Source organism: Vibrio sp. M250220, from assembly GCF_036533795.1.
Lineage (GTDB): Bacteria > Pseudomonadota > Gammaproteobacteria > Enterobacterales > Vibrionaceae > Vibrio.
In genome coordinates this window covers 73,270-94,863 of record NZ_JATABI010000005.1, presented here as the reverse complement: position 1 = coordinate 94,863, position 21,594 = coordinate 73,270, and the positions used below count along the sequence as shown (strand labels likewise).

The window sequence follows — 21,594 nt, the reverse complement described above, 5'->3', positions numbered from 1 at the left end:
GGCATCATTCAATTCAAAAATACAAGAAAAGTCTTTACAGCATTTACGAGTTTGCTATGATGCGCTCCGCACTTGAGCAATGTGTTGGGAAAACATTACTTAAGCTATTCCTTAATGAGAATAGAAAACACCCTGGAGGGGTTCCCGAGTGGCCAAAGGGATCAGACTGTAAATCTGCTGGCACTGCCTTCGATGGTTCGAATCCGTCCCCCTCCACCATATTTCTTCTTGGAATCTGACTTTGGTGAATAACCTTGGGATAGATTGTGAGAAACACTTGATTAACGTGTTGGGAAAACATTAGTTAAGTATAAAAATACCCTGGAGGGGTTCCCGAGTGGCCAAAGGGATCAGACTGTAAATCTGCTGGCACTGCCTTCGATGGTTCGAATCCGTCCCCCTCCACCATATTCTTCTTACACTTAGCCTTACGGTGAATAAACCTCTGGATAAACTGTGAGAAACACTTGATTAACGTGTTGGGAAAACATCAGTTAAGTATAAAAATACCTTGGAGGGGTTCCCGAGTGGCCAAAGGGATCAGACTGTAAATCTGCTGGCACTGCCTTCGATGGTTCGAATCCGTCCCCCTCCACCATATTGAAGAAACCAGCTCATCGAGCTGGTTTTTTTTCGTCTCTACAAAGTCACATCCATCTCTATCTATTAAGAATCCAACAAAAAAAACCCGACAATGCGGGGCAAGTATCAGAACCAATAGGATCTGATGAAGCAAACACGACTAGGGGGTGTTAGCTTTCCACTAAAATAATACGTGTTTCGTAAGGTCTGAGTTTCTGCACCTTGTCTACCTGCGGTCTAAGCTCAGCATAGTTAGCCAACAGGTACCTAGCACGTGACACATCGAAGTTGTCAGGCAAGATACACTCTGTCTCTTGACCATAATAGTTGTTTAGACAGATCAAAGTGGCGGTTTGGGTTTGACGTCGATAACCGAATATCGCTTCATGATTCGGGTAAAGGTCCAGATAATCACCTGTCGTGATCACATCCCACTCTTTACGTAACTCAATCAGCTTGTGATAGAAATAAAAGACCGAGTTTTCGTCCTCTACGGCCGACTTGGCATTCACTTCACGGTAGTTTTCTGCCACTTCTAGCCACGGTGTCGTTTTGGAGAAACCAGCAAACTTATCATCATTCCACTGCATTGGTGTGCGGGAATTGTCGCGAGACTTTTGTGCCAGAATAGCCATCATATCGTCGTGTGAGACGCCTTGCTGATTGACCATAATGTCGTACATATTGGTACTTTCAACATCACGGTACTGATCAATGCGGGTATAGCCAGGATTGGTCATTCCAATCTCTTCGCCTTGATAAATATAAGGCGTCCCCTGCATCATGTGTATTGATGCGCCTAACATTTTTGCGGATTCAACCCGATACAGTTGATCATTACCTAAACGGCTCACCACTCGAGGTTGGTCATGGTTACACCAGAATAGCGCCCCCCACCCTTTGCCATTAAGACCCGTTTGCCAGTGGTTGAAAATTTGTTTTAACTGGATAAAGTCAAAAGGCGCCTTGGTCCACTTTTCTCCATTTGGGTAATCCGCTTTCAAATGGTGGAAGTTGAACACCATCGACAACTCTTTGTTATCTAATGACGAGTATTGCTGACAATGCTCCAGTGTTGTCGAAGACATCTCACCAACGGTAACGCTGCCATACTTTTGAAATACCGCTGAACTGATCTCTCGGAGATATTCATGAACACGAGGACCGTCGGTGTAAAAACGACGTCCATCACCAATATCATCGTTCGGAAAGTCTTGCTGCTTAGAAATCAGGTTAATCACATCAAGACGGAAGCCATCGACCCCTTTTTCAGCCCAGAAGCTGATCACCTGTTTGACTTCAGCGCGAACCTGAGGGTTCTCCCAGTTCAGATCGGCCTGCTGCTGAGCAAATAGATGCAGAAAATACTGTCCCGTTTGTTGATCGAGTTCCCAAGCACTTCCGCCAAATTTTGATTGCCAGTTATTTGGTCGCTCTCCATTAACCGGATCTCGCCAAATATAGTAGTCACGATATGGGCTGTTCTTGTCGCCCAACGCAGACTGGAACCAGTGGTGATCAGTTGAGGTGTGATTCACGACGATATCCATAATGATACGAATACCACGTTGATGGGCTTGCTCAAGCAACTGATCAAAATCGGCCATAGTGCCAAAATCTGAGTTAATGGCGTAGTAATCCGAAATATCATAGCCATTATCAATCATTGGTGACGGGTAAATTGGAGTCAGCCAGATTGCATCGACACCAAGGCGCTTTAGATAGTCGAGCTTAGAAATAATGCCTTGAATATCTCCCGTTCCCTTACTTCCGCTATCACAGAAACTTTTGGGATAAATTTGATAGATCGAAGCGGTTTTCCACCAATTTGGATCTTTAGCCATAGCTGTCATTTCTAAACTCACTTACCAAATAAAAATTGAATCTTTAAAAAAAGGAGCGGTGACTGCCCGCTCCTAAATGTATTGCTGAATTACGCGTTCACAGGCTCCAATTCGCCCTTCATTTGTGCGCGCTTATAGAAGAACAGAGTTAACACTGCTGGAAGAGCGATTGCGACGAGCATCGCGACAGCATAAATGCCCCAAAACTGTGGTTGGATTGAGAGAATGCCAGGTAAGCCACCCACACCAATACCATTTGCCATCACGCCAGCGCTACCACAGATTGCCGCGGCAACTGCACTACCAATCATGGCACTAAGCATAGGGAACTTGTATTTAAGGTTAATACCGTACATTGCGGGTTCCGTGACACCTAGGTATGCAGAGATTGCTGCTGGTACCGAGATATCACGTTCGCCATGTTTTTTACTGATGATAATGATTCCAACAACTGCTGAGGCCTGAGCGATGTTTGACAGAGCAATCAAAGGCCAGATAGGGGTACCACCAAGATCTTGCATCAACTGAAGATCCACGGCATTGGTCGTATGGTGAATACCCGTGATAACGAGTGGCGCATAGAGGAAACCAAATACCATTGAACCAATGACTGCAAAGTCACCCGTCATTGCTGCTTTTGCGGCAAAAGCCACACCATCACCCAGAACTCGACCAAATGGACCAATTAGCGAGTGCGCCAGAACCACAGAAACGATAATGGATACAAATGGGACAACAACTAGGTAGAGGTAAGACGGAACAATACGTTTCAAATTGGTTTCGATAAAGGCGAGTGCAACACCCGCTAACATCGCAGGGATAACCTGAGCTTGATAACCCACCTTCTCAATGACAAAGAGGCCGAAGTCCCATGCTTCTGGTACTTGCTTACCAATCAAATACGCATTCATCAATTGAGGAGAGACAAGCGTCACACCCAATGTGATGCCTAAAATCGGTGTACCACCCAGCTTTTTCACCGTAGACCAACACACACCAACGGGAAGGAAGAAGAAAATAGCTTCGCCAATTAACCACAAGAAGCTGTGTACCGTTGCCCAAAATTGACTGATTTCAGTCAGAGTCTGGCCATCAAACATCTTGATGTCACCAATGACATTACGGAAGCCTAAAATTAAACCACCCGTAATAATCGCAGGTAGAAGCGGAACAAAAATTTCAGCTAAATGGGAGATTCCACGTTCTAGGATGTTCATGTTTTGGCGAGCCGCGAGTTTAGCCTCATCTTTCGATGCCGCTTTTTGTCCGGTCAGTTCAATCAGAACTTTATACACTTCATCGACTTCAGTACCGATAACCACTTGAAACTGCCCCGCATTGGTAAAGCAACCTTTTACCATTGGCAGCGCTTCTAATGCTTTCTCATCGGCTTGCTCAGTATTGTTTAGTACAAAGCGAAGACGCGTTAAACAGTGGCTTACGCTCGCGATATTGTCGCGTCCACCGACTAACTCAATCAGACGCTCAACTTCTTGTTTCGCAATCTTACTCATATCCATGTCCACCCTAATTGGATTCTCATTCATGTCTAAATCAACATCAGACTTACAAACTGACCTGCTTTTATAATTATGGGAATGTTCCCATTTATGCTTATTATATTGTCAGATCCAATACTAGATAAAAATGGGAACAGTCCCATTAATTGAATGAGATCACAGTATAATTTTAATTCACTTTGAAAATAACGGCTTAGAGAGCAAGCGGCTGCTGAGTGATATGAACCTGTTTCAGCTCACCATTTATTTGAGAGATCAATAAATTAGCGGCTTTTTCTCCCGCAAGGGAATAACCTGGATCAATGCTAAAGACTTTTGGAAAAAGGAAAGAAAGTAGTTCATTTCCCCCTACCCCTGTCACCACGACATCTTCTCTGTCGAGCTCTTGAAGGCGTTTTATCACACCAAGTGCCAACGTATCACTGGCACAAACAATCGCTTCTGTTCGGGCGTCGAGTACGCTATCAACCAGTAAATAGGCACTTTCATGATTGAGTTGTCCTGTTTGATAATGGGCTTTAATTGCGTGCTGTTCACACCAATTTAGGTATGCCTCTAAACGTAGCTTTCCCGTTGTTTTATCGCTCGGTGAGACTCCGATAAATGCGATGTGTTGGAGTGACTTTTTCTGCAAATATTCCAGAGCTTTGGTGATCACTTGCGTGTTGTCGTAGTTGATAGAAGAGACTTGATCTGTATCCATGGCAATAACGACTGAGCAGTTTTTCCAGCTCGCCAGCTTGGAAATATCGAAATCGCTAAAGCCAAACACAATAACACCATCTACATTTCGTTTTTTCAGGACATCGAGATGTTCATTGGTTTTCTCGCGATCAAACTGGCTCTCCATAATAACAACATCATAGCCTGCATCGTATAAGGTACTTAGCATGCTGCCGACGGCTTTATTTTCTGATGGCGAATCGAGGCGAGATATGATGACCCCAACCACCTTCTGGCTGCCTCCACGCATGGCTTGTGCAGATTTTGATGGCACATAACCACACTCTTGAATCACCTGCTCAACTTTGGCTCGAGTTTCAGGCTTCACCTTAGGATCATTGGTCAAGACGCGAGACACCGTCGACTTACCGACACCAGACAGCTTAGCTATATCAAGAATGGTTAATTTTTTGCTCATAGGTTATTTATTGGGTCTAATAGTTAAATGTTAAAAGGAGGCGAACGCCTCCTTAATACTATCCGAACACATTTATTGGCTGATACAATTTTTATACACGACACGCCCTAGCTCTAAGCGAGCTTCACTGCCCTTAGTAAAGAGGGTTACTGGGTTGAGGGTCTGCGCCGTGCCATCATCAAGAATGTATTTTGTCCCTGAGCCAGAAGGAACTTGAACCAGTCTATAGTCATGCTCTGGTAACCTCAGTAATGCCAAAGGTTGATTGGGCATAAAGGCGACTTTGAAGGTTTTATCTGCACTGCACTGATAAAACTCGAAATCACCTTGATAGGCACTATCACGCTCTACAGCATTATAGGAACACGCTGTTAAAACGAGTCCAATCATCGCCGTGAGTAACACTCTAGATTTCATGATTCCCTCCTGACAAGATTACAGCGGACAACCTGATTTTGTTTACTTGACGAGATAGTCTGGTACTTGCTTAATGCTATCGAGTACCACTGAGGCTAACGCTTCACCTTTCTCAGTCACTGGTTTGCCAGTACGAACAAGAATCTTAGTTCCGACACCAGCAGCGTCAGCCGCCATCATGTCTTCCGCCTTATCACCAACCATCACTGAGTTGGCCATATCAATGTTTAAAAAGTCACGAGCAGAGATAAACATCCCAGGTTTTGGCTTACGACAATCACAATCTTCCTTATATTTACCCTGACCTTGCTCTGCATGGTGAGGGCAGTAATAGATCCCATCTAGCTCAACGCCATTATCAACGAAATTCCAATCCATCCACTGAGTTAGTGATAGAAAACGATCTTCACTGAACATACCACGTGCAATACCAGACTGGTTAGTCACAAGGACAAGCAGATAGCCCATCTCTTGGAGCTTTTTCGTCGCTTCAAACACACCTTCAATAAACTCAAAATCGTGTTCGTCATGCACATAGCCGTGGTCAACGTTGATTACGCCATCTCGGTCTAGAAAGACTGCAGGTTTTGCCAAAATATGCTTCTCGTTTTTGCTTTGATTAATAAGAATTATTGCACGCTTTATTTCTTTCATCACTATCTAATTACTAAACGATTGGGCAAAAAATACGTTTAGACGTCTAGACGTAAAAATATCTATTGACACCAATCACGCAAACCCATAGCATCCTCTAGTAAATGAGATGTGGCTCAAAATAATCTTCTGCTGCTCATCCAATCTGATAGTGGGTTTCTCGATGATTGAAATTAATCAAGTTAATAAGGTTTTCTTCCAAGGCACTAAGGAAATTCACGCCTTGAAAGAGATAAACCTTCATATTCCTCAAGGAACAATCTTTGGTGTTATTGGCTCATCAGGAGCAGGGAAAAGTACGCTTATTCGTTGTGTCAACATGCTAGAAGCACCAACGACAGGCTCGATCGTGGTTGATGGCGTGGATCTCACTAAGCTGTCTAAATCTCAGTTGAGTGAAGCTCGTCGTAATATTGGGATGATCTTCCAGCATTTTAATCTGCTGTCGTCACGCTCTGTGTATGACAACGTGGCACTACCGTTAGAGCTCGCGGGCAAAGATAAAGCGCATATCAACCAAAAAGTGACTGAGCTACTTAAGTTGGTAGGCCTTGAAGATAAACACGAAAGCTACCCTGCTAACCTTAGCGGTGGTCAAAAGCAGCGTGTTGCCATCGCTCGCGCACTGGCTTGCGATCCTAAAGTACTTTTATGTGATGAAGCCACCAGTGCACTAGATCCAGCGACAACTCAGTCTATTTTAGAGCTGCTCAGAGAGATTAACCGCAAGCTCAACATCACCATTCTCCTGATCACTCACGAGATGGATGTTGTGAAAAGTATTTGCCACCAAGTAGCTATTATTGGGGGTGGTGAATTGGTAGAGAAAGGCAGTGTTGGTGAGATCTTCGCGCACCCTAAAACCGAGCTAGCTCACCAGTTTATTCGTTCAACATTGGATCTTTCTATTCCTGAAGATTACCAAGCTCGTCTACAGGACACGCGCGTTGAGAACAGCTACCCACTAGTGCGTTTAGAGTTTACTGGCGCGACTGTTGATGCACCACTCATGAGCCAGATTGCTCGTAAATTCAATATTGATGTCAGCATTTTGAGTTCCGATCTCGATTACGCTGGCGGCGTTAAGTTTGGCATGATGGTCGCCGAGCTGTTCGGCAACGAACAAGACGATAATGGTGCCATTGAATTCCTGCGCGAACACAACGTAAAAGTAGAGGTACTGGGTTATGTCCTTTAATGAAATTTCACAGTGGCTGAACTTAAACAGCAACCTACTTATTGGCGCAACACTTGAAACTCTCTATATGGTCGCTGTCGCTGGTATTGTCGGCTTTGCAATAGGCATCCCGTTAGGCGTTGTTTTACACACGACTAAAAAAGATGGCCTGCTCGAAAACACTAAGCTCAATAGTGCGCTTGGTGCCATCGTAAACATTGGTCGCTCTGTACCATTCCTTGTCTTGATGGTAGCGATCATTCCAGTCACTAAGTTATTAGTGGGAACCTTTATCGGCACAACAGCGGCAATTGTTCCTTTGACCATAGGTGCGATTCCATTTGTCGCTCGTCTTATCGAAGGCGCATTGCTTGAAGTCCCAACGGGACTTGTCGAAGCTGCGCAGTCTATGGGCGCGACACCGTTGCAGATCATCTCAAAGGTATTACTCCCAGAAGCAATGCCAACTATCGTCAACTCCGTCACTATCACGCTAGTCACTCTAGTGAGTTACTCTGCAATGGCGGGAACGGTCGGAGGTGGAGGTTTGGGTGACGTAGCCATTCGCTACGGATTCCACCGCTACGATGTGGTGATCATGGCAGTGACAGTCGTCATGCTCATCGTACTGGTACAAATTATTCAATCTATTGGTGATGCGATTGTGCGTCGCGTCGATCACCGTTAATAATAAATTAAACGTTAATCACAGATTTTATTTATAAGGAGATAGTGATGAAATTCAGTCTTAAAGGTATTTTGGCTATCGCTGCAGCAGCGTCTGCACTGGTTCTGGCAGGTTGTGGCGATAAAGAAGCAGACACAAGCAAAATCAAAGTTGGTGTTATGGCAGGTGCTGAAGCACAAGTTGCTGAAGTAGCAGCAAAAGTGGCTAAAGAAAAATTCGGCCTAGAGGTTGAGTTAGTGACTTTCACCGATTACGTAACACCAAATGCAGCGTTGGATGACGGTTCAATCGATATCAATGCATTCCAACATAAACCATACCTTGATCAGCAAGTAGCAGACCGCGGTTACAAACTGACAATTGCGGGTAACACCTTTGTTTACCCGATTGCAGGTTACTCTAAGCAAGTAACATCTGTTGAAGAGATCCAAGATGGTGCTCGTATTGCGGTACCAAACGATCCAACAAACCTTGGTCGTTCTTTACTGCTTCTTGAGCAACAAGGTCTTCTGAAACTTCGCGAAGACGTCGGTCTACTAGCAACGGTTCGTGATATCGTTGAAAACCCAAAAAACATCACAATTGTAGAACTTGATGCGGCTCAACTACCACGTTCACTTGATGACGTTGCACTTTCAGTGATCAACACTACATACGCGAGCTCAATCAATCTGACACCACAAAAAGACGGTATCTTCGTTGAAGACAAAGAGTCTCCATACGTAAACCTTATCGTCGCTCGTGAAGACAATGTCCAAGCTGAAAACGTACAAAACTTCGTTAAGTCTTACCAAACTGAAGAAGTGTACAACGCAGCATCAGACATCTTCCAAGGTGGTGTAGTTAAAGGCTGGTAATCCACAACTCGCTTAAACATTCGCTAAGGGCTGACGAGATTCGTCAGCCCTTTTATTTTTGTTCCGGCTTTTTGATACGTTCAAAATAGTTATCAATAATGGCTTCATAGCGACCATCTTGTTTCATTTCTCGCAATGCCTCGTCGAATCGCTCTCGCAGCCAAGCATGTTCCCTCAACTTAGAAAAAGCGATATAGCTGGGTGTCGCTTCAATAGGAGGAGAGAGGATTTCTAACACCTTATCCATCCCCTCACTAGCAATGATACTTCGAGCACCAAAACTGTTATTCACCCATATATCTGCCCGTCCGGTTCTCACCAGATGTGCACAGTCGCGAGTATGGTTACGCCTAAAAACCATTTTGAAACGGCTCTCTGCAAGTAAAGCGTCCATTCTTGCGCCGTAACTCACTCGGTTAACAACGCAGATAGTTGAATTGGATAAATCAGAGGTTAAGAATAAGTCACTAGAGATATTACTGTTTGTCTTCACGACTAAGCTGATGTTTTGTGTGAACAATATCTGGTGACTAAAATCGGCAAACTGTTCTCTTTGTGGATTTTTAAATGCTGTAAAAATTGCATCGGCTCGACCAAATTGGACATTACTTAATGCCCTAGCCCATGGCAATACTTCGATAGAAATTGGAACATTGAGTTGTTTAAATACCGCTTCTACTAATTCGACCGCCACTCCGGATAGTTCATCTTCGTGGCTGACAATATACGGTGGGTATTCAAGGGTAACGAGTTGAATTGGCGCTTCACTACGAACGTTAAAAGCGAGCCCAAAAAACAATGCAGATAACGCGATACGTCGAATCATGAACAAAGAAACTCAAAAGAGTTGAGCGATTCTGTTAAGCGCCGTTTAGCCGCAAGAGATACCACTGTCTGATTTTCATTTAACCTCCGAACTCACTGCTATAGAGGTAAGTAAAGTTCACCGCATTCATTTGTCAACTCAAATTGCACGAATCATCATTGACAAAAAAGCCAGAGCGAATGCTCTGGCTTTGAAATTAACCAATATCTGTATCGTGGTTAAGGTGTGTAATACGTTGCCGCACCTGGACCTACAGGTAGACCCAAGACAAATACCCACACATAGAACAGCAGACTCCAACCTACGATGAAACAAATAGAGTAAGGAAGCATAGTCGCGATAAGTGTACCAATACCTAGATTCTTCATGTAGCGAGTCGCTACGGCTAGAATAAGACCAAAGTAGCTCATCATAGGTGTAATGATATTGGTGGTCGAATCACCGATACGGTATGCAGCTTGAATCGTTTCTGGCGCATAACCCACTAGCATTAGCATTGGAACAAAGATAGGTGCTGTTACTGCCCACTGAGCCGACGCTGAGCCGATCATTAGGTTAATGAAGCCACACATCAAGATGAATGCGAAGAACAACATTGGGCCTGTCAGACCAATATCTTGTAGGAAGTTAGCACCTGCAACAGCAAATACCTGACCAAAGTTAGTCCACTTAAAGAATGCAACAAACTGAGCAGCGAAGAACACCAACACAATGTACATACCCATAGAAGACATCGATTTAGCCATCGCATCGATCACGTCGCGATCCGTCTTCATCGTGCCCGTTACTTTGCCGTAAACAAAGCCTGGGATGGCAAAGAAGACAAAGATAAACGCTACGATACTCTTAAGGAATGGCGAACCAGCAACGGTACCCGCATCTGAACGAAGTACACCATCTGCAGGAACAATCGTCCAAGCAAGAAGCGCCGAAACGACAACAACAGCAAGACCAGCTAATTTAAGACCTTTCTTTTCAATATCCGTCAGTTTACCCATAGAGTCGTTTGACAGATCTTCCGAGGCTTCCTCATCATTGTATTTGCCAAGCTTAGGCTCAACAATTTTCTCAGTAACAAACGCACCCATTGCAGCAATAAAGAACGTCGACACAAACATGAAGTACCAGTTAACTTCTGGACCAACTGTATAAGTCGGATCAATCATTTGTGCTGCGGTTTCAGTAATACCAGAAAGTAGCGGGTCAACGGTACCAATCAGTAGGTTCGCAGAGTAACCACCAGAAACACCAGCAAACGCTGCTGCAAGACCAGCAAGAGGGTGACGACCTAAAGAGTGGAATAGCATTGCAGCTAGTGGGATTAGAACCACATAGCCAAGCTCAGACGCGGTATTTGAAATGATACCAGCGAAGACTACCGTTACTGTAACCATGCGCTTTGACGCACCCATTACCATGCCGCGCATTGCAGCTGATAGAAGGCCAGAGTGCTCTGCGATTGCCACACCTAACATAGCAACAAGTACTGTACCTAACGGTGCAAAACCAACAAAGTTTTTAACTAGGTTAGTAACGATCAGTTGGAGACCTTCGGCGTTAAGCAGGCTCACAACATGAATCATACCATCTGCTGCACGGCCCTTAGCGCCTTCTGGGCGAGGGTCCATAACAGAAACTTCAAAGTAACCAGCAATGCCTGATGTAACTAGGATCGCTAAACAGAAGATGGCGAAAAGAGTGATTGGGTGGGGTAAAAGGTTCCCCAAATATTCAACAGTATCAAGAAAGCGTGTAAACAGCGGCTTTTTTGGCGAGTTTTGTTTAATCGAAGCAGATGAACTCATCTGTTCCCTCCTTGTAGTTATTCCTGTGCAAATGTGACAAAAATGTTCCAAATGCCGGCAGAGATTACTCGACAAAACTCTCAATTAGAAATTCAAAATGTTACAAAGTGTGTAACACCCAATTCAATTTAACTAAAAATAAACAAAAAATTAGCAAACGTGGCTAATTTTAAATCAAAACCCAGAATTATAGTTCAATGCCACGCATTTACTATCAGAATGAAACAAAATCTAACCTCTTGATTCGATTCAGGGTGATAGGAAAGCGCCCAAGATGAGAGTGACCTATTGCACACCATCTTGGACGATTAAAACCCTTGTTGAGAAAAAAGAGTCAATTGACGATTTTTAAACCAACCTCAAACATCCGTCGCACTATTTTTGCACTGCTTTAAACCTTGGGTTCGATTTACATATCACATAGAGTCGCCCACGACGTTTTACGATCTGGCAGTCAGGATGACGACTCTTGGCACTCTTTAATGATTTCACTACTTTCATCTATTGGTCTCCTTTTTCAAACTGACCGAAACGACGTCTAAAGTTCGCCACACGACCCTCTTTTTGAATCACTCGTTGCTTACCTGTATAGAAAGGATGAGACTTCGAAGAGACTTCAACGGTGAAATAAGGGTAGGTTTTCCCATCACTCCATTCGATTGTTCGATCTGTTTGTAGCGTAGAACCAATCAGAAAATACTCATCGACACTGGTGTCGTGAAAAACAACTGTTCGATATTGTGGGTGGATATTTGCTTGCATGATAAGCTCTCTCAAATTGTTATGTTATAACATATTAATTAGTAATCATTCTCAACAATCATTGCAAGCTTTTTTTATGATACTTTTGCTATAACCCTATCCACAGAGTAAAGAAGACCATGTATTCCGTAGAGCCGATCGGTTTTATTGAAAGCCCATACAAAGAGAAATTTGCCGTTCCCCGTCAACCAGGTTTAGTGTCCGCTGCCCGCTCTCGTGTCAGATTAACAGGAGCAGCAAACAGCCCTGAATCACTGCGTGGCATTGAGCAGTTCTCTCATGTTTGGTTGCTATTTTTGTTCGATCAGAATCTAGACGCAGGCTGGAAGCCAACCGTTCGTCCACCTCGTCTTGGCGGCAATGAACGAATTGGTGTCTTTGCTTCACGTTCAACTTTTAGACCAAACGGTATAGGTATGTCTGCGGTGAAAATAAAGGCAGTCACCAAACAAGGTGATCAGATCTACTTAGAGCTCGGAAATGTCGATTTGGTTGATGGTACACCTATCATCGATATCAAACCCTACATCCCCTACTCCGATGCGATTACGGCGGCAAGTGGAGGCTATGCTGAAGGAGAACCCGAGACTTATCCCGTCAACTTTTCAGCCGCCGCCTTATCTCAGTTGCAGCAGCACAACGAGACTGAGTATGTTACAGCGGTGATAGAACAGGTTTTGGCACAGGATCCTCGCCCAGCCTACAAAAAAAATAAGCCCGACAGTAAGGAATATGCGGTAAATTTGTTCGATCTTAACGTGAAGTTCATGGTCACCGATAACTTAATAACGGTTACTGCGATTGAAAGCTTTTGACAAAGGCAATTGGCTGATATTATAAGCGGCTAACAATTTTCCCTTGTGGGACTTCCATACTTCAATCCATTGCGGCTTGAGAATCTAACTTTAATAAACGGATAAGTTAAATGCGTACCAGTAATTATCTTCTTTCTACTCTGAAGGAGACTCCAAACGACGCAGAAGTAGTGAGCCACCAGCTCATGCTACGTGCAGGTATGATCCGTAAGCTGGCTTCAGGTCTATACACCTGGCTACCTACCGGTCTACGTGTTCTGCGTAAAGTCGAAAACATCGTTCGTCAAGAGATCGACAATGCAGGCGCTGTCGAAACTTTGATGCCCGTTGTTCAGCCGTTTGAACTATGGGAAGAAACAGGTCGCAGCGAGAAGATGGGCCCTGAGCTATTACGCTTTACTGACCGTCACACTCGTCCGTTTGTACTTAGCCCAACGGCTGAAGAAGTGATCACTAGCCTAGTGCGTAATGAAGTGAGCTCTTACAAGCAGTTACCGCTAAACCTGTACCAAATCCAAACTAAGTTCCGTGATGAACGTCGCCCACGTTTCGGCGTAATGCGTGCTCGTGAATTCTGCATGATGGATGCGTACAGCTTCGATATCGACAAAGCGGGTCTAGAGAAATCTTACCAAGCTATGCATGACGCTTACTGTAAAGCTTTTGACCGCATGGGTCTTGAGTACCGTCCTGTATTGGCAGATTCTGGTGCTATTGGTGGTAGTGGTTCTCAAGAGTTCCATGTGCTGGCTGAAAGCGGCGAAGACCTCATCGCCTTCTCTACTGAGTCTGATTACGCAGCGAACATCGAGAAAGCAGAAGCGGCAGCGCCTGCTGGCGATCGCGCAGAACCAACACAAGAGATGACGCTAGTCGACACTCCAAACGCGAAAACTATCGCTGAACTAGTAGAGCAATTCGATCTACCAATCGAGAAAACGGTTAAAACTCTATTCGTTAAAGCATCTGATGAAGTAGACGCTGAGATCATCGCACTTATCATCCGTGGCGACCACGAACTGAACGAAGTGAAAGCGGAAAACCTACCGCAAGTTGCAGCGCCTCTAGAGATGGCAACCGAAGAGCAAATTCGTGCGCTTATCGGTGCAGGTCCTGGCTCTTTAGGCCCTGTTGGTCTTGAGCTACCATTCATCGTTGACCGCACTGTAGCGGTAATGAGCGACTTTGGTGCTGGTGCGAACATTGATGATAAACACTACTTCGGTATCAACTGGGGTCGTGATGTTGAGCTAGGCCAAGTTGAAGATCTGCGTAACGTTGTTGAAGGTGATCCAAGCCCATGTGGTCAAGGTACCCTAATGCTAAAACGCGGTATCGAAGTCGGTCATATCTTCCAGCTAGGTAACGTTTACTCGGAAGCAATGAACTGTGGCGTTCTTGGTCCTGATGGTAAGAACGTCATCTTAGAGATGGGGTGTTACGGTATTGGTGTATCACGAGTAGTGGCTTCTGCAATCGAGCAAAACCACGACGAATACGGCATCATCTGGCCTGACGCACTTGCTCCTTTCCAAGTTGCTATCGTACCAATGAACATGCACAAATCAGAAGAAGTACAGCAAGCGGCAGAGAAGCTATATGCTGAACTCACAGCAATGGGTATTGAAGTTCTATTCGACGATCGTAAAGAACGCCCAGGTGTGATGTTCTCGGATATGGAACTTATCGGCATTCCTCACACTATCGTTATCGGTGACCGTTCAATGAAAGAAGGCAACTTCGAGTATAAGAACCGCCGCTCAGGTGAGAAAACAGCCGTAGCGATAGCCGATATTGTTGAATACGTAAAAGCTCAGCTAGCATAAGCTTTCGCTAAGATATAGAAAGGCCGATGGAGACATCGGCCTTTTTTTTGAGCTGGATTATTATCTCTTCCAGGGAAGAAGTACTGTCAACACATTTGTACTAAAGGTTCTTTCACCGTTCTACCAACCCCAACCTCTCGGAGGACGAAGTCCGTACCAGTTATCTAGCAGCGAAGCGATCCATAGGGCGCAGCCCGATCCAGTTATCCATAGGACGCAGTCCGTTCTCGCCTCTCGAAGCGAAGCGCTCTCGCAGGACGAAGTCCGGTCTCGTATTCCTACTCCAACGGCTCTGTAGGTGCCTGACTGGCGACCTTTTTTGGAGCAAAAGCAACATCCCTTAGCGCCGCAGAATTGCCATCGATAAGTTCACCAAAATGGAAAATACCAAACTCACCTGGTTTCATACGATGCCACTCTTCGTTATCAGTCAATGGTTGCGTCGCAATAACCGAAACGATGTCATTAGGTGTTGTTTCTTCTTGGAAATTGATCTCTACATCTTCATCAATCAGTGACGCTTTACCAAACGGAGCGCGACGCGTTATCCAATAAAGATGGTTGGTACAATATGTCATGACAAACTCACCGTCTGACAGCAGCATATTGAAGACACCTTTATCTTTCAGTTGTTCGCAACACTCGGCAATAAAACGAAATACGCCGACCATATCTTGTGGAGGTTGTGGATAACGCAGCTCCATTTGATTCAATAACCAGCAAAATGACAGTTCACTATCTGTTTGGCCGACAGGGCGATGACGACCCGAATCTAAGCCTTGATAGTCAGTGAGTTGCCCATTATGGGCAAAAGTCCAGTAACGTCCCCAAAGCTCTCGGGTAAATGGATGGGTGTTTTCAAGGTTCACTGCTCCACGATTCGCTTGGCGAATATGGCTAATCACTGCACAGCTTTTAATTGGATAGTTCTGGACCAGTTCAGCAATTTTTGAATCACAGCTAGGGTTGGGATCTTTAAAATTACGAAAGCCCTTGCCTTCGTAAAAAGTAATGCCCCAACCATCACGATGCGGACCGGTATTGCCACCACGTTGCATAAGACCGGTAAAACTAAAACAGATATCGGTTGGCACATTGGCGCTCATTCCGAGCAGTTCACACATGGTTTTAAAAACTCCCTATACAGCAACCGTATTAGTGCAAAGCACTAATACGGTTTACAACCCTTGATAAAGGGTTACTTTTCCATTTCTTTTTCAATCAGTTGGATCACAATGTGAATAATCTTGATGTGGATCTCTTGGATGCGGTCTGCGTAACCAAAATGAGGTACACGGATTTCAATATCCGCTAGACCTGCCATTTTACCACCATCCTTACCGGTTAGAGCGATGGTCTTCATACCCTTAGCGTGCGCAGCTTCAATCGCTTTAAGGATATTGCCAGAGTTACCTGAAGTCGACAGGCCAAATAGCACGTCACCTTTTGAACCTACCGCTTCTACATAACGAGAGAAGACATACTCATAACCAAAGTCATTGCTGACACAAGATAAATGGCTTGGATCTGAAATCGCAATGCCTGGCAAACCAGGACGATTTTCGCGGTAACGGCCTGTCAGTTCTTCTGCAAAATGCATCGCATCACAGTGTGAACCACCATTACCACATGACAGTACTTTACCGCCTTGCTTAAATGAATCCGCAATCATTTTCGCCGCAGCTTCAATTTGAGCGATGTTATTCTCGTCGCTCAAGAACTTGTTTAGAACATCAGCAGCTTCATTCAATTCGCTTTTAATCAGGTCCTGGTACATAGGTTTTTCTCTAATTTTTGTAATAAATAGTTCTGTGAACAAGACAGAAACGGTTATCTACAGAGTTTACTCAAACAATTCTCACTGTCGATAGCTTGCCGATAACATTTACCGCTTTCTTGCCATTCTCCGCTCACAATTTCCGCACAGCTCGCCATTTTTAGACCTTTGACTCTACTTAGATCACTTTTTGAACAAATACAGGTTTTACATTTCATTAATATTTTGATTACACTTAACTGGTTAGACCTCTTACCCGTCATCGGCGAATAACCAACTATAAATCGCCGCAAAAGGAATATACATATGGACATTTTGCTCTCTATTCTTGGCTTTACCACGGTACTGGCAGTCTGCCTCTATCATCGCACCTCACTGCTAGTGTCGATTGCAGCACTGACTGTAACCATGGTTGCGCTTTCAATTTTCGGTTCTGCTGGTTCACTTAGTTGGATACTGTTTATCGCGGCAATTGCTACCTTAGCGGTTCCATCAATTCGTCAATCTCTGATTAGCAAGAAAGCGTTATCGCTGTTTAAAAAAGTGTTGCCTGCTATGTCTCAAACAGAGAAAGAAGCACTCGATGCAGGTACGGTTTGGTGGGAAGCAGAACTGTTCAAAGGCAAGCCAGATTGGAAAAAGCTTCACGACATCAAAGCCCCTCAATTGAGCGCAGAAGAACAAGCATTCCTAGACGGCCCTGTGAACGAAGTCTGTGCCATGGTCAATGATTACCAAGTCACTCATGAGCTTGCCGATTTGCCACCTGAAGTTTGGCAATACCTAAAAGACAACAAATTCTTCGCGATGATCATTAAGAAAAAATATGGTGGCTTAGAGTTTTCAGCGTATGCACAATCCCTAGTATTGCAGAAACTGACCGGTGTCTCTGGGGTGCTGTCTTCAACGGTTGGCGTTCCTAACTCATTGGGTCCAGGTGAACTGCTGCAACATTACGGTACCACTGAGCAAAAAGATTACTACTTGCCTCGACTTGCAGAAGGTAAAGAGATCCCATGTTTTGCCCTAACTAGCCCTGAAGCGGGTTCAGATGCGGGCTCAATTCCAGATTTTGGTATTGTCTGCAAAGGTGAGTGGCAAGGTAAAGAAGTGCTTGGTATGCGTCTGACGTGGAACAAACGCTACATCACACTGGCGCCAGTTGCGACTGTGTTGGGTCTAGCGTTTAAACTGCGCGACCCAGATGGCCTACTTGGTGATCAACAAGATATTGGCATCACCTGTGCCCTTATTCCAACACATTTAGAAGGTGTTGAAATTGGCAACCGCCATTTCCCACTTAACGTGCCTTTCCAAAATGGTCCAACACGTGGCCAAGACCTGTTTGTTCCTCTTGATTTCATCATCGGCGGTCCAAAAATGGCTGGCCAAGGCTGGCGTATGTTGGTTGAGTGTCTGTCGGTAGGTCGTGGTATCACTCTGCCTTCAAACTCGACGGGTGGCATTAAGTCCGCCGCTTTAGCCACGGGAGCCTACGCTCGTATTCGCCGTCAGTTTAAGCAACCAATCGGCCATATGGAAGGTGTCGAAGAGCCATTGGCACGCCTTGGCGGCAATGCATATGTCATGGATGCTGCCAGTAACCTAACAGTCGCGGGTATTGACCTTGGTGAGAAACCATCCGTCATCTCTGCGATTGTAAAATACCACTGTACTCACCGTGGTCAGCAAAGCATCATCGACGCTATGGACATTGTCGGCGGAAAAGGCATCTGTCTTGGCCCTTCTAACTTCCTTGCTCGTGGTTACCAAGGTGCGCCCATTGCGGTGACAGTTGAAGGTGCAAACATTCTGACTCGCTCTATGATCATCTTTGGTCAAGGTGCCATTCGTTGTCACCCTTACGTATTGGAAGAGATGAATGCAGCCTACTCAGAAGCCTCAGACGCGCTAGACAAGTTTGACTCTGCGCTGGCTGGACACGTCAGCTTTACCATGAGTAATCTTGTTCGCAGCTTCTGGCTTGGTTTAACAGATGGTCGTTTCTCGGATGCACCAGTCAAAGATGCCACAACGCGTTACTACCAGCAGCTTAACCGATACAGTGCCAACATTGCCTTCCTCTCTGATATTTCAATGGCAGTGCTTGGCGGTTCCCTGAAACGCAAGGAACGTCTATCTGCTCGCTTGGGCGATATTTTGAGCCAGTTGTACTTAAGCTCTGCAACATTAAAACGCTTTGAGAGTGACGGCCGTATTGCAGATGACCTACCTTTAGTACATTGGGGACTACAAGATAGTCTGAAACAAACTGAGTTGGCGATTGATGAGTTTTTAGCAAACTTCCCGAACAAAGTCCTCGGTAAAGCCCTGCGTCTAGTCATCATGCCGTTTGGTCGAGTTCGTAAAGCACCGAGTGATAAGCTGGATAGCCAAGTGGCTCAAATTCTGCAAACACCGAGCGAAACTCGTTCACGTATTGGCCGTAACCAATACTTGGCAGCAACTGAGTTCAACGCGGCAGGTCGTATTGAGCAGGCTCTAGAAGTGATTCTGCAAGCAGAGCCAGTATTCAACAAAATCTGTGAGCAGCTAGGTCAACGTCGCCCATTCTTGCGTCTAGATGAAGTCGCTCAACTGGGCCTCGAAAAAGGCATCATTGATGCTGACGATGCGAAACTACTGACTGAAGCAGAGCAACATCGCTTATACGTCATTAACGTTGATGACTTCAGCCCAGAGGAACTGGCCGCAAAGCCAATGCCTCTGCTTCAACCAGAGATGGATGAAGTGGCGTAACCCAACTTAAAACTGAAACAAAGGGCTGCAATCGCAGCCCTTTATTTATTCTTGTATCAAAGAATGTCTAGAGGAAAGACGGCAGCCCCATTAACGCGGGTCCCATTAACGACTCACTACTTTTTAGGCATATCGAGTTGCATTTCCGGCAATGCTTGTCTGCTTGCCTTTAGCTTACGCATAACAAACCAAACCGCGATACCCAATATCAGTACCACCAAATTACCCACACCAATTAGAATCATGGTACGAGTGCGTTTAGCTTCGCGCATCTCCATCATTTGAATTTCTTCCAGCATTTTTTGCTGCTTGAGACGCTCTTCTTCCTGCAAACGACGGGTTTCGGCAATATCTACCTCTTCTACCACGCTGTATGTGTGTTCACTGATCGGGAAAATCAGTGGTCGCTCAGAGCCCATTTCGGTTGCAAAGGCTTTACCATGCCAAGCATAGAGACCAAGATCGGCACTGTAAGGAATCTCAAGTGTCAGCTTATTGCTCTCCTCGCCCGCACTGCCCTGAACGGTGGTCAACGCACCATTGGGAGAGGTATGCTCAACGTGACCGGCAATCGAGCCTGGTTTAATCATTCCCTGCTCACCTGCAAAGACAATCTGGTTAGGACTCATTTCTTCACGAGACTGAATAAAGGTAGCCAACAGGGGCGATGGGTAGACTAAAACCTCTTGCTCTTGAGCACGCAAGAACACGCCATTACCAGAAGTGATTCTGACACGATACTTGCCTGGCTCACTGGTAATAGGCAAAGCAACGGTGAAAATACCATCGCCAGCAACCTCATCAAGATCCTTACCATCATCAGCGAACTCACCAATTACTTCAGGTAATGGACGTGCCTCCTTCACCAACGACTCTTCATTCTCGACATATTTCGTAAAGGTCACTTTCAGTTTCACACGATCAAGAAAATCTCTTAATACGAGTGGCTGATTGTCTGAGGTCAAGCGGGCATTAAACTTAATCGACTCTCCTTGATACAATCGAGTCGGCAGCGTGTCCGTGGACAGCTCAAGATGAGAAATCAGCTTTATCTTGTTCTTGGGAGTCACTTTACCAATTGCTTGCCAAGGGCCAGGCATAGGATTATCAATGGAAACGATGTCCATTGAAGGTTCTTGGTACCAGCGAACATTGTCTGGACTACGCCAGGCATAATATTTCTTGCCGTCGGGTCTCACTAAGACCACTGGCTGAGAACTTTGCGCTCGGTAGATAACAAAGGTAATTTGCTTAATCGACGGGTCGACTCTAAAGCGATTATCCAACAACGACATTGAGGTTCCTTCGGCAGCATAGCCTAACGAACTAAATACAAAACCTAAAATGGCAATCCAAAACCTCAACATCCTTTCTCCTACTGACGCCAGAGACAGCTACCGCTTTTCTCTACTATGTCTAATCTACTTTGGTGGGCTTCTAATTCATCGGCTGTTGCACGTAAAACCTTTAGCGATTTTCGACCACTTGCCGCACGTTTTATGACTTCGCCCTCTTCACCTCCAGAGCTCCCTGCATTGAACTGCAGCGAAGTCTGTCCACCCGTCATTAGCAGATAAACATCTGCCAGAATCTCGGCATCGAGTAATGCCCCGTGGAGAGTACGGTGAGAGTTATCTATACCGTAACGATCACAAAGTACGTCAAGGTTGTTTCGCTTGCCAGGGAAGATTTTCTTCGCCATAGCCAGCGTATCGGTTACTTTACAATAGTCAATCGTCTTGCCGATGCTAGGGTCAAGCATCCGAAACTCATTGTCCATGAAGCCAACGTCGAAGGGCGCATTGTGCGCCACCAGCTCAGCCCCTTTGATGAAGTCTAGAAATTCAGCATGGACATCACGATAGTCTGGTTTGTCGACCAAAAACTCATCGGTAATACCGTGAACTTCTACCGCATCAGGCTGAATTTCACGATCGGGTTTGATGTAGACATGGAAATGACGCCCTGTCAGTTTGCGGTTTATGATCTCCACAGCACCGATTTCAATGATTCGGTGATCCTGATAGTGAGGTCCACCCTCACGGTTCATACCTGTGGTTTCTGTATCGAGTACAACGATACGATGTTGATTAGAATTGTTGCTGGTATTCATAACAATATGTGTGTCAGACTATGCCAATAA

The 21,594-nt window shown here is 45.1% G+C and carries 19 protein-coding genes and 3 tRNA genes; 9 read left to right on the top strand and 13 right to left on the bottom strand.

The window, feature by feature from the left end:
* Positions 1-134: 134 nt before the first annotated feature.
* The 3 genes from QTN94_RS03425 to QTN94_RS03415 all read left to right on the top strand — a co-directional run bounded on the left by QTN94_RS03425 (position 135) and on the right by QTN94_RS03415 (position 598).
* Positions 135-219: transfer RNA gene (locus QTN94_RS03425), tRNA-Tyr, on the top strand.
* Positions 220-323: 104 nt separating this feature from the next.
* Positions 324-408 (top strand) — tRNA-Tyr (locus QTN94_RS03420).
* Positions 409-513: 105 nt separating this feature from the next.
* Positions 514-598, top strand: a tRNA-Tyr gene (locus QTN94_RS03415).
* Positions 599-752: 154 nt separating this feature from the next.
* Here the strand turns inward: QTN94_RS03415 and treC are convergent.
* From treC to gmhB, 5 genes are all read right to left on the bottom strand, one after another.
* Positions 753-2,435 carry an alpha,alpha-phosphotrehalase gene (treC, locus tag QTN94_RS03410; RefSeq protein ID WP_331426875.1) on the bottom strand — a complete coding sequence of 561 codons (1,683 nt, stop codon included), beginning with the start codon at positions 2,433-2,435 and terminating at the stop codon, positions 753-755.
* 80 nt (positions 2,436-2,515) lie between these two features.
* Positions 2,516-3,940, bottom strand: a complete 1,425-nt coding sequence (treB, locus tag QTN94_RS03405) for a PTS trehalose transporter subunit IIBC (protein WP_331416094.1) — start codon at positions 3,938-3,940, stop codon at positions 2,516-2,518.
* A 199-nt stretch (positions 3,941-4,139) separates the two neighbouring features.
* On the bottom strand, positions 4,140-5,087 hold the full coding sequence (gene treR / locus QTN94_RS03400; RefSeq protein ID WP_138973419.1) for a trehalose operon repressor TreR: 948 nt from the start codon (positions 5,085-5,087) through the stop codon (positions 4,140-4,142).
* A gap of 72 nt (positions 5,088-5,159) precedes the next feature.
* Positions 5,160-5,504, bottom strand: coding sequence for an MliC family protein (locus tag QTN94_RS03395; protein ID WP_331416095.1), 345 nt, complete (start codon positions 5,502-5,504; stop codon positions 5,160-5,162).
* A gap of 42 nt (positions 5,505-5,546) precedes the next feature.
* Positions 5,547-6,098 (bottom strand): D-glycero-beta-D-manno-heptose 1,7-bisphosphate 7-phosphatase, encoded by a 552-nt coding sequence (gene gmhB, locus QTN94_RS03390; protein WP_331426873.1) that lies wholly within the window; start codon positions 6,096-6,098, stop codon positions 5,547-5,549.
* A gap of 223 nt (positions 6,099-6,321) precedes the next feature.
* Between gmhB and metN the strand changes: the two genes are divergently transcribed.
* The 3 genes from metN to QTN94_RS03375 are packed head-to-tail and all read left to right on the top strand — an operon-like array spanning position 6,322 to position 8,880.
* Positions 6,322-7,356, top strand: coding sequence for a methionine ABC transporter ATP-binding protein MetN (metN, locus tag QTN94_RS03385; protein WP_331426871.1), 1,035 nt, complete (start codon positions 6,322-6,324; stop codon positions 7,354-7,356).
* Positions 7,346-8,023, top strand: a complete 678-nt coding sequence (locus QTN94_RS03380) for a methionine ABC transporter permease (RefSeq protein WP_269376720.1) — start codon at positions 7,346-7,348, stop codon at positions 8,021-8,023. The genes metN and QTN94_RS03380 overlap by 11 nt, the downstream gene beginning before the upstream one ends.
* A gap of 47 nt (positions 8,024-8,070) precedes the next feature.
* Positions 8,071-8,880 (top strand): MetQ/NlpA family lipoprotein, encoded by an 810-nt coding sequence (locus QTN94_RS03375; RefSeq protein ID WP_331426870.1) that lies wholly within the window; start codon positions 8,071-8,073, stop codon positions 8,878-8,880.
* Between the two features lie 52 nt (positions 8,881-8,932).
* Here QTN94_RS03375 and QTN94_RS03370 read toward each other — a convergent pair whose 3' ends face one another.
* From QTN94_RS03370 to QTN94_RS03355, 4 genes are all read right to left on the bottom strand, one after another.
* Positions 8,933-9,706: a substrate-binding periplasmic protein gene (locus tag QTN94_RS03370; protein ID WP_331426868.1), complete on the bottom strand. Its 774-nt coding sequence runs from the start codon at positions 9,704-9,706 to the stop codon at positions 8,933-8,935.
* A 218-nt stretch (positions 9,707-9,924) separates the two neighbouring features.
* Entirely contained in the window at positions 9,925-11,511 is a 1,587-nt protein-coding gene (locus QTN94_RS03365) for an AbgT family transporter (protein WP_331426866.1), read from the bottom strand.
* 375 nt (positions 11,512-11,886) lie between these two features.
* The gene (gene ykgO / locus QTN94_RS03360; RefSeq protein WP_009847431.1) at positions 11,887-12,012 is read right to left on the bottom strand and encodes a type B 50S ribosomal protein L36; all 126 of its coding nucleotides are present in this window, start codon (positions 12,010-12,012) and stop codon (positions 11,887-11,889) included.
* Entirely contained in the window at positions 12,013-12,273 is a 261-nt protein-coding gene (locus QTN94_RS03355; RefSeq protein ID WP_331416100.1) for a type B 50S ribosomal protein L31, read from the bottom strand.
* A gap of 119 nt (positions 12,274-12,392) precedes the next feature.
* Between QTN94_RS03355 and tsaA the strand changes: the two genes are divergently transcribed.
* Positions 12,393-13,088: a tRNA (N6-threonylcarbamoyladenosine(37)-N6)-methyltransferase TrmO gene (tsaA, locus tag QTN94_RS03350; RefSeq protein ID WP_331426865.1), complete on the top strand. Its 696-nt coding sequence runs from the start codon at positions 12,393-12,395 to the stop codon at positions 13,086-13,088.
* A 110-nt stretch (positions 13,089-13,198) separates the two neighbouring features.
* Complete coding sequence (locus QTN94_RS03345; RefSeq protein ID WP_331426863.1) at positions 13,199-14,914, top strand: proline--tRNA ligase; 1,716 nt, start codon at positions 13,199-13,201, stop codon at positions 14,912-14,914.
* 278 nt (positions 14,915-15,192) lie between these two features.
* Here the strand turns inward: QTN94_RS03345 and QTN94_RS03340 are convergent, their stop codons facing one another.
* Both QTN94_RS03340 and lpcA read right to left on the bottom strand, forming a co-directional pair.
* The gene (locus QTN94_RS03340; protein WP_331426861.1) at positions 15,193-16,038 is read right to left on the bottom strand and encodes a class II glutamine amidotransferase; all 846 of its coding nucleotides are present in this window, start codon (positions 16,036-16,038) and stop codon (positions 15,193-15,195) included.
* Between the two features lie 74 nt (positions 16,039-16,112).
* On the bottom strand, positions 16,113-16,691 hold the full coding sequence (gene lpcA / locus QTN94_RS03335) for a D-sedoheptulose 7-phosphate isomerase (protein WP_331426859.1): 579 nt from the start codon (positions 16,689-16,691) through the stop codon (positions 16,113-16,115).
* Between the two features lie 306 nt (positions 16,692-16,997).
* Here lpcA and fadE point away from each other — a divergent pair, with 306 nt between their 5' ends.
* A complete protein-coding gene (gene fadE, locus QTN94_RS03330) occupies positions 16,998-19,451 on the top strand; it encodes an acyl-CoA dehydrogenase FadE (protein WP_331426857.1) in 2,454 nt (817 codons plus the stop codon).
* Between the two features lie 116 nt (positions 19,452-19,567).
* Here fadE and QTN94_RS03325 read toward each other — a convergent pair whose 3' ends face one another.
* Both QTN94_RS03325 and dnaQ read right to left on the bottom strand, forming a co-directional pair.
* On the bottom strand, positions 19,568-20,818 hold the full coding sequence (locus QTN94_RS03325) for a TIGR03503 family protein (RefSeq protein ID WP_138973434.1): 1,251 nt from the start codon (positions 20,816-20,818) through the stop codon (positions 19,568-19,570).
* Between the two features lie 8 nt (positions 20,819-20,826).
* Positions 20,827-21,564, bottom strand: a complete 738-nt coding sequence (dnaQ, locus tag QTN94_RS03320) for a DNA polymerase III subunit epsilon (protein ID WP_331426855.1) — start codon at positions 21,562-21,564, stop codon at positions 20,827-20,829.
* Positions 21,565-21,594 lie beyond the last annotated feature (30 nt).

Excerpts from the sequence above, each read along its gene's own strand:
- QTN94_RS03355 (WP_331416100.1), bottom strand. The coding sequence starts at position 12,273 with ATGCAAGCAAATATCCACCCACAATATCGAACAGTTGTTTTTCACGAC.
- QTN94_RS03340 (WP_331426861.1), bottom strand. The coding sequence starts at position 16,038 with ATGTGTGAACTGCTCGGAATGAGCGCCAATGTGCCAACCGATATCTGT.
- tsaA (WP_331426865.1), top strand. The coding sequence starts at position 12,393 with ATGTATTCCGTAGAGCCGATCGGTTTTATTGAAAGCCCATACAAAGAG.
- QTN94_RS03325 (WP_138973434.1), bottom strand. The coding sequence starts at position 20,818 with ATGTTGAGGTTTTGGATTGCCATTTTAGGTTTTGTATTTAGTTCGTTA.
- QTN94_RS03380 (WP_269376720.1), top strand. The coding sequence starts at position 7,346 with ATGTCCTTTAATGAAATTTCACAGTGGCTGAACTTAAACAGCAACCTA.
- lpcA (WP_331426859.1), bottom strand. The coding sequence starts at position 16,691 with ATGTACCAGGACCTGATTAAAAGCGAATTGAATGAAGCTGCTGATGTT.
- fadE (WP_331426857.1), top strand. The coding sequence starts at position 16,998 with ATGGACATTTTGCTCTCTATTCTTGGCTTTACCACGGTACTGGCAGTC.
- QTN94_RS03345 (WP_331426863.1), top strand. The coding sequence starts at position 13,199 with ATGCGTACCAGTAATTATCTTCTTTCTACTCTGAAGGAGACTCCAAAC.
- treR (WP_138973419.1), bottom strand. The coding sequence starts at position 5,087 with ATGAGCAAAAAATTAACCATTCTTGATATAGCTAAGCTGTCTGGTGTC.
- dnaQ (WP_331426855.1), bottom strand. The coding sequence starts at position 21,564 with ATGAATACCAGCAACAATTCTAATCAACATCGTATCGTTGTACTCGAT.
- QTN94_RS03365 (WP_331426866.1), bottom strand. The coding sequence starts at position 11,511 with ATGAGTTCATCTGCTTCGATTAAACAAAACTCGCCAAAAAAGCCGCTG.
- QTN94_RS03370 (WP_331426868.1), bottom strand. The coding sequence starts at position 9,706 with ATGATTCGACGTATCGCGTTATCTGCATTGTTTTTTGGGCTCGCTTTT.
- metN (WP_331426871.1), top strand. The coding sequence starts at position 6,322 with ATGATTGAAATTAATCAAGTTAATAAGGTTTTCTTCCAAGGCACTAAG.
- QTN94_RS03395 (WP_331416095.1), bottom strand. The coding sequence starts at position 5,504 with ATGAAATCTAGAGTGTTACTCACGGCGATGATTGGACTCGTTTTAACA.
- ykgO (WP_009847431.1), bottom strand. The coding sequence starts at position 12,012 with ATGAAAGTAGTGAAATCATTAAAGAGTGCCAAGAGTCGTCATCCTGAC.
- QTN94_RS03375 (WP_331426870.1), top strand. The coding sequence starts at position 8,071 with ATGAAATTCAGTCTTAAAGGTATTTTGGCTATCGCTGCAGCAGCGTCT.
- treC (WP_331426875.1), bottom strand. The coding sequence starts at position 2,435 with ATGACAGCTATGGCTAAAGATCCAAATTGGTGGAAAACCGCTTCGATC.
- treB (WP_331416094.1), bottom strand. The coding sequence starts at position 3,940 with ATGAGTAAGATTGCGAAACAAGAAGTTGAGCGTCTGATTGAGTTAGTC.